The 13,119-nt window shown below is 68.4% G+C and carries 7 protein-coding genes and 1 pseudogene; 5 read left to right on the plus strand and 3 right to left on the minus strand.

Annotated elements, in window-relative coordinates:
• The 3 genes and pseudogenes from L0U85_RS13165 to L0U85_RS13175 form a co-directional block, all read left to right on the plus strand.
• A pseudogene (locus L0U85_RS13165) lies at nt 1–952 on the plus strand (hypothetical protein); the annotation flags it as partial.
• Between the two features lie 73 nt (nt 953–1,025).
• Nucleotides 1,026–2,276, plus strand: coding sequence for an RICIN domain-containing protein (locus tag L0U85_RS13170; RefSeq protein ID WP_241378218.1), 1,251 nt, complete (start codon nt 1,026–1,028; stop codon nt 2,274–2,276).
• A 244-nt stretch (nt 2,277–2,520) separates the two neighbouring features.
• Nucleotides 2,521–6,984, plus strand: coding sequence for a cellulose binding domain-containing protein (locus L0U85_RS13175; protein ID WP_241378219.1), 4,464 nt, complete (start codon nt 2,521–2,523; stop codon nt 6,982–6,984).
• Nucleotides 6,985–7,118: 134 nt separating this feature from the next.
• Here the strand turns inward: L0U85_RS13175 and L0U85_RS13180 are convergent, their stop codons facing one another.
• The 3 genes from L0U85_RS13180 to L0U85_RS13190 all read right to left on the minus strand — a co-directional run bounded on the left by L0U85_RS13180 (nt 7,119) and on the right by L0U85_RS13190 (nt 9,274).
• Nucleotides 7,119–8,039: a YihY/virulence factor BrkB family protein gene (locus L0U85_RS13180; RefSeq protein ID WP_241378220.1), complete on the minus strand. Its 921-nt coding sequence runs from the start codon at nt 8,037–8,039 to the stop codon at nt 7,119–7,121.
• 36 nt (nt 8,040–8,075) lie between these two features.
• On the minus strand, nt 8,076–8,537 hold the full coding sequence (locus L0U85_RS13185) for an Rrf2 family transcriptional regulator (RefSeq protein WP_241378221.1): 462 nt from the start codon (nt 8,535–8,537) through the stop codon (nt 8,076–8,078).
• Nucleotides 8,538–8,605: 68 nt separating this feature from the next.
• Nucleotides 8,606–9,274, minus strand: a complete 669-nt coding sequence (locus tag L0U85_RS13190) for a FadR/GntR family transcriptional regulator (RefSeq protein WP_241378222.1) — start codon at nt 9,272–9,274, stop codon at nt 8,606–8,608.
• A 211-nt stretch (nt 9,275–9,485) separates the two neighbouring features.
• On the opposite strand from L0U85_RS13190, the gene L0U85_RS13195 reads away from it, so the two are divergent.
• Nucleotides 9,486–10,718 carry an MFS transporter gene (locus L0U85_RS13195; protein ID WP_241378223.1) on the plus strand — a complete coding sequence of 411 codons (1,233 nt, stop codon included), beginning with the start codon at nt 9,486–9,488 and terminating at the stop codon, nt 10,716–10,718.
• A 69-nt stretch (nt 10,719–10,787) separates the two neighbouring features.
• Nucleotides 10,788–12,707, plus strand: coding sequence for an acetoacetate--CoA ligase (locus L0U85_RS13200; RefSeq protein ID WP_241378224.1), 1,920 nt, complete (start codon nt 10,788–10,790; stop codon nt 12,705–12,707).
• Nucleotides 12,708–13,119: the final 412 nt, after the last annotated feature.

The raw sequence follows: 13,119 nt of genomic DNA on the forward strand, positions 1-13,119 counted from the left end.
TGAACGCCCTTCGCTGGTCACCAGCCGCGGCATCTACGAGAAGACCGCCATCAGCGCCTGGGACTGGAACGGCAGTAGCCTCACTCAGCGCTGGTCGTTCGACTCCGACGTAGCCGGCGCAGAGTACGAGGGCCAGGGCAACCACCAGATGTCCGTCGCCGACGTCGACACCGACGGACGCGACGAGATCGTCTTCGGTGCGATGACCATCGACGACGACGGCACCCCGCTGTACAACTCCGGGCTGGGCCACGGCGACGCGCTGCACGTTTCCGACTTCGACCCGAACCGGCCGGGCCAGGAGATCTTCGGCCCGTTCGAATGCATGAGCTGCTCGGGCGGCATCGGCGCCGCACTGCGCGACGCAGACACCGGCGCGATCATCTGGTCGATGCCCTCCGACGCCGACGTCGGACGTGGCGTCTGCGGCGACATCGACCCCGGCTTCCCGGGCGCCGAGTGCTGGGCGACCACCGAGAACGGCGAGTGGAACGCCAGAACGGGTGAGCTGCGCGCCGCGGACGGCACCTTGATCACCACCGCGATCCCGCCGGCCAACCACATGGTCTGGTGGGACGGCGACCTCGGACGCGAGATCGTCAACCACGTGTTCGACAAGGACAACTACGAGCCGATCCGCCCCTACATCGCCGAGTGGGATCCCGCCGCGGAGGACTTCAACGAGATCCTCTCGCCCTCGGGCGTCCACAGCAACAACGGCACCAAGGGCAACCCGGTGCTGACCGCCGACCTGTTCGGCGACTGGCGCGAAGAGGTCATCTGGCGCAAGGCCGACGACTCGGGGGTGCGGATCTACACCACCACCCACCAGACCGAGCACCGCTTCCCCACCCTCATGCAGGACCGCCAGTACCGCCTGGCCGTCGCCTGGCAGAACGAGTCCTACAACCAGCCGCCGTGGCCGAGCTTCCACATCGGCTACGACATGTAGAGCGGTCCCTCCGCTTGCACCGGGTCGCGGCGGACGCCGCGACCCGCCATCACCTGACACTTTGGAGTTCAAGATGCGACGACAGAAACCCACGCGAGGCCCGCTCGCGGCCCGGCTCTCCCGCCGGTCCTTCGCCGGCCTGGTCACCGGCGCCGCCGCCGCGACCGCCGGCGGCCTCATCGCCCCCGCCGCGGCCCATGCGGCATTCGAGACCGGCACCTGGTACTACCTGGAGGCCCGGCACTCGGGTCTGGTGCTCGATGTGAACCAAAAGAGCACCGAAGAGGGCGCCACCCTCCTCCAGTGGAGCCACAACGGCGGTCCCAACCAGCAGTTCCGCTTCATCGCCGCCGACGACGGCTACCACACGATCCAGATCCGGCATTCGAGCCTGGTGGTCGACGTGTACGGCAAGAGTCTCGACAACGGCGCCGACATCGTCCAATGGGGCGACAACGGCGGTCCCAACCAGCAGTGGCAGATCGTCGACGACGGTACGTACCTCAGCTTCGTCAACCGCAACTCCGGCAAGGCCCTCGACGTTTGGGAGAAGTCCGCCGCCGAAGGCGCGCGGCTCTCCCAGTACGACTCCAATGGCGGCACGAACCAGCAGTTCCGACCGATCCCGGTCGAAACCGGTACCGGCACACCGACGATCTACATCGCCTCGGACTCCACGGCCCAGACCTACAACTCCTCGTGGTACCCCCAGATGGGTTGGGGCCAGAAGGTCGGCGACTACTTCGACGCGAACACGAGCATCGCCAACCACGCCATCGGCGGGCGGTCCTCGCGCTCGTTCATCGAGGAGGGCCGCCTCGACGCGATCCTCGATGTGATCCAGCCCGACGACTACCTGTACGTCCAGTTCGGCCACAACGACGCCAACTGGAACAGCGAGGATCGCTTTACCTCGCCCGAGGACTACAAGATGTACCTGCGGGACCACTACATGGCCGGCGCCGAGGCCCTCGGCGCGATCCCGGTGCTCATCACACCGGTCTCGCGGCTCTCCTACAACGAAGACACCGGTGAGTTCAACGTGTCGTTCGGCGACTATGTGAACAAGGTCTATGAACTCGTCGACGAGACCGGTGTGGCGATGATCGACCTGTCGGCGCGCTCGCGCGACTACCTCAACGAGATCGGTCCCGTGGCCGCCGAAGACGTCTTCATGCACCTGGAACCGGGGGAGTACGAGAACTTCCCCGACGGGGCGAACGACAGCACCCATTTCCAGGAGTTCGGCGCCGACCAGATGGGCCGCATCGTCTCCGAAGGCACGGCGGCGCTGAGCCTGCCAATCGCCGACCATGTCCTGTAAGGATATATAACTCCAGGATCGAATGAATCGTGCGGCGCGTCCATGCGCCGCACGATTCCTCCGCTTTGGGGTCCATTTTTTCTGGAGTTACGGTAGGGAAACACGTGACGCGATACATCAACATGTCTTGACTTTTCGCGTAGGCGGAGGTACGGTCCCCAGGTAGCAAGCGTTTGCCCCGTATTCCGCTCGCAATTTTGAAACGATTCAGGACAAACATCCCTCACTCACTACGGAAGTGAATATGAGACCCACAACTCCTCCCCCCCGGTGGCGCCGTGCCCTCGCGGGCCTCGCGGCGGCGGCCACCGCCGGCGGGCTCGTCGCCTCGGCGTCCCCCGCCCAAGCCCAAGACGACGGAATCACCGTCTACCTCGCCTCGGACTCCACCGTCCAGACCTACGACCCCTTCTGGGAGCCCCAGGCCGGCTGGGGCCAGGTGTTCGACCGCTACTTCGACGAAGAAGTGACGGTCGCCAACCACGCCATCGGCGGGCGGTCCTCGCGCTCGTTCATCGAAGAGGGCCGCCTCGACGCGATCCTCGACGAGATCCAGCCCGGCGACTACCTGTTCGTCCAGTTCGGGCACAACGACGCGACGCAGAGCCGCCCCGAGCGCTACACGCCGCCGGAGGACTACAAGGAGTACCTCCGCAGCGACTACATCGGCGGCGCGATCGAGAAGGGGGCCATCCCGGTCCTCGTCACCCCGGTCTCCCGGCGCAGCTTCGACCCCGACACCGGCGAGTTCAACGTCTCCTTCCCGGAGTACGTGGAGAAGGTCCACGAGCTGGTCGCAGAGGAGGGCGTCGCCATGGTCGACCTCTCCCTGTCCTCGCGGACCTACCTCAACGAGATCGGCCCCGAAGAAGCCAAATCGGTGTTCCTGCACGTCCCGGCGGGGGTCTACCCGAACCGGCCCGACGGCACCACCGACGACACCCACTTCCAGGAGTACGGCGCCATCCAGATGGCGCGCCTGGTCGCCGAGGAGACCGCCACGCTCGGCCTGTCGCTCTCGCCGCACGTGGTCGACGTCGAGCCCCCGGCCGACGTCCCGGCCGTCCCGACCGGCCTGCGCACCACCAACGTCTCCAACGGCAGTGTCACCTTCGCGTGGGACGAGGTGGACGCCGACATCTACCGCGTCTACGTCCGCGAGAGCGGCGGCGAGTGGCGCCTGGGCACCACCGCCACCGTCGGCGTCGGCCGCGTGGCCGGCCTCGAAGAGGACACCGCATACGACTTCGCGGTCGCGGCCGTCAACGCCCGCGGCGAGTCCGCGTTCTCCGACGTCCTGACCGTCACCACCGCCACGGCGGGCTGGAAGTTCGACTTCGGTCCGGCCTCGCAGGTCGTCGGCGACGGCTACAGCGAGATCAACCGCGGCACCGCGTACACCGAGGAGCAGGGCTACGGCTTCATCACCGACATGTCCGACGGGATCGACCGCGACCGCGGCGGCGACGACGACCCGGTCGGCCGCGACTTCGTGGCCTGGTTCGGCGGCGAGTACACCTTCGGCGTCGACGTGCCCAACGGCGTCTACACCGCCCGCACCTGGGTCGGCGACTACCTCGGGTCCACCCGCACGGACATCGCCTTCGAAGGCTTCCCGTACGGCTCGCACAACGCGGGCTCCAAGAGCGTCTCGAACAAGGACTTCGAGGGCATCCGGATCAGGGACGGCCGACTCGACATCACCGTCTCGGGCCAGACCGGCCACCTCAACGGCCTCGAGCTCACCCGCACCGGCGACCTGCCGCCCGACGACGGCCAGGGCCCCGTTCCCGACGTGCCCGGCGGCCTGCGCGCCACCAGCGTCGCGAGCAGCAGCGTCACCCTCCAGTGGAATGAGGTGGACGCCTCGTTCTACCGCGTCTACGTCCGCGAGAGCGGCGCGAGCGAGTGGAACATCGAGACCCACACCTCCACCGTCAGCACCGTCCGCGTGACCGGTCTCGACGAGGGCACCGCCTACGACTTCGCAGTGACCGCGGTGAACATCGACGGCGAGTCCGCCCACTCGGAGGTCCTGTCGGTCACCACCGACTCCCCTGACTGGAGGTTCGACTTCGGTCCGGCCTCGCAGCCGCTCGCCGCGGGCTACACCGAGGTCAACCGCGGCACCGCGTACACCGAGGAGCAGGGCTACGGCTTCATCACCGACATGTCCGACGGGATCGACCGCGACCGCGGCGGCGACGACCTGCTCGGCCGCGACTTCGTGGCCTGGTTCGGCGGGAACTACGAGTTCGCCGTGGACGTGCCCGACGGCATCTACACCGCCCGCGTCGCCGTCGGCGACCTGCTCGGTTCGGCGCGCACGGACATCGCCTTCGAGGGCCGCTCGCACGGGGCGCACAACTCGGGCTCGCAGTCGATCACGGTGAGGAACTACGAAGGGATCTTCGTCGAGGACGGCCAGCTCAACCTTGTGGTCTCGGGCCAGACCGGCCACCTCAACGGCCTCGAGCTCACCCGCACCGACGACCTGCCGGACGGGGCCGGCGACGAGCCGATCGAGCCCTGCACCGACTGCGCCAAGCAGTTGGAGTCCATCGACCGCTCCCCGGTCGCCGTGGACGTCGAGGACGGCGTCTACCTCGGTTGGCGCAAGCTGGGCAACGACCCGGCCGACATCGCGTTCAACGTCTACCGCGACGGCGGCCTGATCGCGCAGACCGCCGGCACCAACCTCACCGACGCCGAAGGCACGGCCAATGCGACCTACTGGGTAGCGGCCGTCGTCGACGGCGTCGAGGTCGAGTACACCGAGGCGTTCGAGCCGCTGGCCGACCAGTACTTCGACATCGACATGAACCGCCCCGAGGGCGGCACCACGCCCGACGGAGTCGACTACACCTACAGTCCCAACGACGCGACCGTGGCCGACGTGAACGGCGACGGCGTGTACGAGCTGATCCAGAAGTGGGACCCGTCCAACTCCAAGGACAACTCGAGCTCGGGTCACACCGGGAACGTCTACGTCGACGCGTACACGCTCTCCGGTGAGCAGCTGTGGCGGATCGACCTGGGAGTCAACATCCGCGCCGGAGCGCACTACACCTCCTTGAGCGCCTACGACTTCGACGGCGACGGCAAGGCGGAGCTCGCGCTCAAGACCGGCGACGGCACCGTCGACGGCGTCGGCGAGGTCATCGGTGACGCCGAGGCCGACCACCGCGACTCCTCGGGTCGGATCACCACCGGACCGGAGTACCTGACCGTCTTCGACGGCCAGACCGGCGCGGCGCTGGACACGGTCGACTTCGGTCCCGAGCGCGGCCACATGTGCGACTGGGGCGACTGCTACGGCAACCGCGGCGACCGCCTCATGGCCGCCGTGGCCTACCTCGACGGTCAGAGCCCGTCGCTCATCACCAGCCGCGGCATCTACACCAAGACGGCGATCACCGCCTGGGACTGGGACGGCGAGAGCCTGGAACAGCGCTGGGCGTTCAACTCCGTGGTGTGGGGTCCGCAGTACGGCGGGCAGGGCAACCACCAGATGTCCATCGCCGACGTCAACGGCGACGGTTACGACGACATCGTCTACGGCTCCCTGACCGTCCGCCACGACGGACGCCCGCTGTACTCCTCGGAACTGGGCCACGGCGACGCACTCCACGTGTCCGACCTCGACCCGAGCCGTGAAGGCCAGGAGATCTTCGGCCCTTATGAGTGCATGAGCTGCTCCGGCGGCATCGGCGGCGCGCTGCGCGACGCGGAGACCGGCGAGGTCCTCTGGTCGATGGAGTCCGGACGTGACACCGGTCGCGGCACTTGCGGCGACATCGACCCGAACCACGTCGGCGCCGAGTGCTGGGCCACGACGGTCGACGGCGAGTGGGACTCCCGCGACGGTGAGCTCCGCGCCGCCGACGGCACGCTCATCGACGCGTCGATCCCGTCGGCGAACCACATGGTCTGGTGGGACGGCGACCTGGGCCGAGAGATCCTCGACCACGAGTTCAACAAGGCCGACTACGAGCCGATCTACCCGTTCATCGCCGAGTGGAACCCCGAGACCGGTCAGCAGGAGGAGATCTTCACGCCCGAGGGCGTGCAGACCAACAACGGCACCAAGGGCAACCCGGTGCTGACGGCCGACCTGTTCGGCGACTGGCGCGAGGAGGTCGTCCTGCGCAAGGAGTCGAACGACGGGGTGCGGATCTTCACCACGACGATCGAGACCGAGCACTCGTTCCCGACGCTGATGCACGACCCGCAGTACCGCCTGGCGGTCGCCTGGCAGAACGAGTCGTACAACCAGCCGCCGTGGCCGAGCTTCTACATCGGCTACGACGCCGACCCCGCCGACGTCGACTGGGCCGCGGTCGGCTACGACACGGTCGGTTCGACCGAGCCGCCGCTCGTGGCGGGCGACTGCTCGGTGGAATACACGGTGGCCTCCGACTGGGGCGACGGCTTCGTCGTCCAGATCAAGGTCACCAACACCGGCGAGTCCGAGATCGACGCCTGGGACCTGGTGTGGAAGGCCTCCGGCGTCGAGAGCGTGAGGTACGAGTGGGGTGGCGAGATCGCCCTGGAGGGCGACACGCTCGTGGCCGACCCCGCGTTCTGGAACTTCCCGTTCAAGCCCGGCAAGACCAAGCAGATCGGCTTCCAGGGCACCGGCGATCCGAACGAACCGGGCGTGTTCCTGATGAACGGCCAGTACTGCGCGGCCGCGTTAGCCAACTGAATCGAACTGAATAGGGGAGAGGCCCGGACTCGACGAGTCCGGGCCTCTCCGCCTTCGCGGGAGTCCTCAGCCGACGCCTCGACTGGAAGTGCCGCTCACCGACGCCGACACCGGTTCTCCCACGGGTGGGGACGTCACGGCATGGGCTCGCGGGAGCCGCCGAACCGGTCGCCGGCGATCCTGGTGCGTTCGTACAGGTCGATCGCCGTGCCCCTCTGGGAGGTCGCGGTCCAGGCGGCGGCGATCATGAGCAGGACGTTGAACAGGTACAGGAAGATGAGGAGGCCGACGGCGGTCGTCACGGCCTGGTAGGCGGGCCGGTCGGAGACGTGCAGGATGTAGATCCGGCCGGCGGTCTTGAGCAGCTCCAGCCCGATCGAGACGAAGACCGCCGCGGAGAACACGCGCCGCAGCGGCAGCGCCACCCGGGGGAGCGCCTGGAGCAGAACCGCCGCGAGCAGCGCGTTCGCCAAGAGCCCCACCATGATCGACGCACCGCGGATCACCAGCGCCACGAGTCCTTCGGCTTGGTCGAGGTCGAGCCAGGCCAGCACGGCCTCGGCGCCGGCGGTCGCGCCGATGGTGATGAGCAGCAGGAGTGAGACGCCGACGAGGACTACGAGGTCGATGATCCACCGCAGGAACGGGTTCCCCGGCTGGGCGTCGAGTCCCCAGACGAGGCGGATCGACGCCCGCACTGACTGGACCCAGGCGACGCCGGCGACGACGAGCGCGATGCCGGCGAAGATCGTGACCGACCGGCGCGAGTCCTCCAGCACGCCGATGTCGATGACCGGCAGGTTCGTCTCCAGCCATTGCTCGACGGTGCTGTAGACGTCGGGGGAGTTGAGCAGGTAGCCGAAGATCGCCAGGGCCAGCAGCGACATGGAGAACGCCGCGAAGAAGGCGTAGTAGGAGATCGCGGCGGCCAGCTGCCCGGCGTGGACGCCGCCGAAACGGTCGGAGGCGCGCAGGGCGTGGTCGACGAACTGCCAGCGAGTGCGGGCCGTGAGCACGACACGGTCCCACCATGCCCCCAAATCAGGGAACTTCACATTCCGATTCTGTCAAACTCCGCGGAAGCCGGAGCGCTATGCGCCGCGGATCACCCAGGCGTCGGGGTCTTCCAGGAGCTCGGTGACCGTGTCCGGGAGCCGGTCGGTGGCGACGTCGGCGAGGGATACCGATTCGAGGATGTTGCGCTCGTTGACGCGCAGCGCGACCCACACGTTCGTCAGGGCCGTGGCCGAGCCGGTGTAGGCGACCGCTTCGGGGCGCTCGCCCCTGACGCCGACGAGGGGGCCGTCGACGGCGCGGATGACGTCCGCGAGGCTGATGAGGTCTCCTGCTCTGGCCAGCTGGTGGCCGCCCTCGGGTCCGCGCTTGGATACGGCGATGCCGCCGCGCCGCAGCTGGAGCAGGATCGATTCCAGGAACTTGCGGGGTATGCCCTGGTCCTCGGCGATCTGCTCGGCCGACACCCACCGTTCGCCGTAGTCGGCGAGCGAGACCGCCGCCCTCAGGGCGTAGTCGACGCGGGCGGACAGGCGCATTGGTTCTCCTCTGCTCGACGGGTTCTCACGGCTGCGTAACGATGCTATCTCCGGCGGTCGCCGTCCGGTCAGTCCTCGATGAGTTCGCGCAGGTAGGCGGTGGTCTCTGCGGCGGCGAGCTCGGGGTCGCCGCCGATGATCGCCTCGATGGCGCGGGTGTGGTCGATGTGCGGGGCCTCGGCGAGGTTGTCGCCGGCGCCGGCGCGGACGGTCTCGCTCAACGAGTCGGCCAGTTCGGCGTAAAGCTCGGCGAGGAGCTTGTTGTGGCTGGCCTCGGCGACGGCCTGGTGAAGGGCTACGTCGGCGGCGATGAACGCCTCGGTGTCGCCGACGGCGTGGGTGGCCTCGCGCTCGGCGAGGAGGATGCGCAGGCGCGTGATGTCGGCTTCGTCGCGGCGGTGGGCGGCGAGGCGGGCGGCCTCGATCTCCAGGCCGCGCCGCACCTCCATGGCATCGGAGGCGGGGCTGGCGGCGATGCGGCGGCGCACCGCGGCGGTCACCTCGGAGCGGTTGATGACGAAGGTGCCCGCGCCCTGGCGAATTTCGAGGAGCCCGGCGTGGGCGAGGGCCCTGACGCCCTCGCGGATGGTGTTGCGGCCTACGCCGAGCAGTTCGGCCAGTTCGCTCTCGGTGGGTATGCGCGAGCCGACGCCCCACTCGCCGTCACTGATCTGCCCGCGGAGCTGATCGATCACCTGATCGACGAGCGCGGACTTGCGTGTCGACTGCAATGCCACCGGCGGACCTGACCTCTCGAGAAGGGGTTGCGTGTTTCCCAACACTAGAAGGATTAAAGCAGACGGTGACCGCGATACCGTGGACAGGCTGTTCATTCATCCTATGTATTGCTTTCAGCGTATACCTCCTGGTCACGCCGCATCTCTCCGTTTTCCGAAAGGTGAGACAGCGCTTGCTCGAACAGGCCGGTGAAGAAACGAGGGGACGCGCGTGACCACCGCCGCCGAGATCGAACGTCCGAATGCGACGCGCGCGCCGATCCTCGGCGCCTGGATGCTGGTCGCCGGCGTCGTCCTCGCCGCCTTCAACTTCCGCACCGCGGTCACCAGCGTCGGCGTGCTCCTGTCCGAGCTTCAGGCCGGGCTGGGCATGTCCGAGACCGTAGCCGGGGTCCTCACGACTCTCCCGGTGGTGGCCTTCGCCGCCCTCGGCGCGTTCGCCCCGCGCCTGACCCGCCGCTTCGGCGCCCGCGCCGTGATCACCTTCGCACTGCTGGGCATGAGCGTCGGCCTCGTCGCCCGCGCCTACGCCGGCCATGCCGCGCTGTTCCTGCTGTTCAGTCTCCTCGCGCTCGCCGCCGGCGCGATCGGCAACGTCGCCGTGCCGGTGATCGTCAAGGAGTACTTCCCGCACGCCATCGGGCGCATGACCACCGCCTACTCGGCGATGCTCGCGATCGGCACCAGCGTCGGCGCGTTCGCCACCGTTCCGATCGAGCGCTGGTCCGGCGACTGGCGCGTCGCGCTCGCCGCCTGGGCCGTCCCCTCGCTGCTCGCAGTCGTGCCCTGGCTCCTGTGGCGCCCGGGCGCGAAGCACGCCCGCGCCGGGAACGGCGCTCGCCTCCACGGGGTGTGGCGCTCAAGGCTCGCCTGGGCGATGCTGCTCGCTTTCGGCACACAGTCGGCCATCGCCTACATCCTCATGGGTTGGCTCACCGCCTACCTGCGCTCCGAAGGCATGGACGCGGCCGCCGCCGGGGCCATGCTCGGCCTGTTCACACTCGTCCAGATCCCGGTCTTCATGGCCGTGCCGACGATCGCCGCGCGCAGCCGCAGCCAGCGCCCGGTGTTCCTCGTGCTCGCGGTCTGCTATCCGGTGAGCATTGCGGGCATCTGGGCCTTCGGAGGCGGGGCCTCCACCTGGGTGTGGATGGTGCTCCTCGGCGCGGCGATGGCCGTCTTCCCGCTCATTTTGACGCTGTTCGGCCTGAGGGCCCGGACTCCCGCCGGGACGGCCGCGCTGTCGTCGTTCGCCCAGTCCGGCGGCTACCTGTTCGCCGGGATCGGGCCGTTCGCCGTCGGATGGCTCCACGGGCTCACCGGAGCGTGGACGTTCCCGTTCGTGCTCATCTTCGTCCTTTTGGGATTGCACGTCTTCGCAGGCCTGTACATCACCGGGGATCGTTACATCGAGGATGAATTGCCGCAAACCAACCCCCGATAGCACTGAGTTGCCGGAGGCGTGCCACGATAGTGCTGTAGACCACACTGGTGTGGAGACCGGGAGGCGACCGTGACGAACGAGGTGCTGTGGCTGCCGCGCCCCGACGCGGTGGAGTCGACGAACATCGGGCGGTTCAGCCAATGGCTGTCGCGCCGCGAAGAACGCGACCTCACCTCATATCCGGCGTTGTGGCGGTACTCGGTGGACCACCTGCGGCCATTCTGGGGCGCCGTTTGGGAGTATCTCGGGCTCGGCAAGACGGTGCCCGAGCACCGCGTGCTCGCCGACGAGGCCATGCCCGAGACCGTCTGGTTCCCCGACGAGTCGTTCAACTACGCCAGGGCGGTCCTCACCGCCCCCGGCGTCGGCGACGACGACGTGCTCGTGCGCGCCTACTCCGACACCCGGGCGCCAGTCGAGTGGACCCTCACCGACCTGCGCGAGGCCGTCGCCCGCGCCAGGGCCGGACTGGTCAGCCACGGCGTGCGCCGCGGCGACCGCGTCGCCGCGTGGATGCCGAACATCCCCGAGACGCTCGCGCTCATGCTCGCCTCCGCGAGCCTCGGAGCCGTGTTCTCCAGCTGCGCGCCCGAATTCGGCACCCGCGCCGTCCTCGACCGCTTCTCCCAGATCGAACCGAAGGTCCTCGTCGCAGTCGACGGCTACCGTTACGGGAGCAAGGAGATCGACCGCACCGCCGATATCCGGGCGGTCGCCGCCGGGCTGCCAGGCCTCAAGAAGGTCGTCACGCTCCAGTACCTCGGCGCCTCCGACCCCGAAGGCGAGACCTGGGACCGGTTCTGCTCCTACGACGACGGCGTCGGATTCGAGGCGGTCTCCTTCGATCACCCGTTGTACGTCCTGTACTCCTCAGGCACCACCGGGCTGCCGAAGGCGATCGTCCACTCCCACGGCGGCATGGCCATCGAGCACGCCAAGATGCACGCCCTGCACCACGACCTCGGCGTCGGCGACCGCTTCTTCTGGTACTCCACCACCGGCTGGATGATGTGGAACTACCTCGTCTCCGCGCCCATAATCGGTGCCGGAATCGTCCTGTTCGACGGCGCGCCCGACCCGGTCGGCATGTGGCGCCTCGCCGAGGAGTCCGGCACGACCTTCTTCGGCACCTCCGCGCCGTTCCTCATGGCCTGCCGGTCCCGAGGCGTCAAGCCCGCCCGCGAGGCCGACCTGTCGAAGCTGCGCGGCATCGGATCCACCGGCGCGCCCCTGCCCGACGTTGGCTTCGACTACGTCTACAGCGACATCACCGAGTCAGCCCAGCTCCAGTCCCTGTCGGGCGGCACCGACCTGTGCACCGGCTTCCTCGGCGGCGCCCCGACCGTCCCGGTCTGGCGCGGCGAGCTGTCCTGCCGCTGCCTAGGCGCCGATGTGCAGTCGTTCGACCCCGAGGGACATCACGCGATCGGGCGTGAGGGGGAACTCGTGATCGTCTCGCCGATGCCGTCGATGCCCGTCGGCCTGTGGGGCGACCCGCTGCGCCAGCGCTATCGCGACACCTACCTCATGGACTTCCCGGGCGTGTGGCGTCACGGTGACTGGATCACCATCACCGACCGCGGCTCCGCCGTCATATCCGGGCGCAGTGACGCCACCCTCAACCGGGGCGGCGTGCGCATGGGCACCGCCGAGTTCTACGCCGTCGTCGAAGCCGTCGAAGGCGTCGCCGACTCGCTCGTCATCCACCTCGACGACGAGAAGGAGGACCGGCTGCTGCTGTTCGTCTCCTGCGCCGAGGACGTTGTGCTCGACGACGCGCTGCGCCAACGCATCAAGCGGGCCTTGCGCGAACAGCTCTCGCCAAGGCACGTGCCGGACCTGGTCAAGGAGGTCCCGGCTATTCCGAGAACCCTCAGCGGCAAGAAGGTCGAGATCCCGGTCAAGAAGATCCTCAAGGGCGCCAAACCCGAGGATGCGATCTCGACCGACGCGTTGGCCAACCCCGAGGCGCTCAAGGCGTTCATCTGAGAATCGCGTGAGACCGGTCGGCGCCCCGTGACTGCAAGCTGCTGATCCTTTCTTGGAGATGCGTCTCTGCGCCGTATCCGTACATGCTCGCCTGGTGAGCCCGGCAATGGTCCTGCCGGTATTGGCGGCATGCTGCGCGCGGATGGTTCTTCTGCGCCAAGGGCGGCAGCGATGACGAGGTAGGAGTCGGGTAGGCGGGGTCTCCGGAGTTCGGTCCGCTTCGGGCGGGCTTCAGGCGGGCGGCGACGAAGGAGCTGAGTGGAGGTCGGGGGTGCCCTGTCGGCCACGGAGGTGGATTGTGGGGAGTAAAGGGTGCATCGGGATCAAGCCGAGTACTTCGGGGTGCGGGTTCGGGACGGCCGGGGTGCCGGTTCGGGACGGCCGGGGGACGGAGTCTCGGGCCGGTCGGGTG

The sequence above is a fragment of the Glycomyces sp. L485 genome (assembly GCF_022548875.1).
GTDB lineage: Bacteria > Actinomycetota > Actinomycetes > Mycobacteriales > Micromonosporaceae > Glycomyces.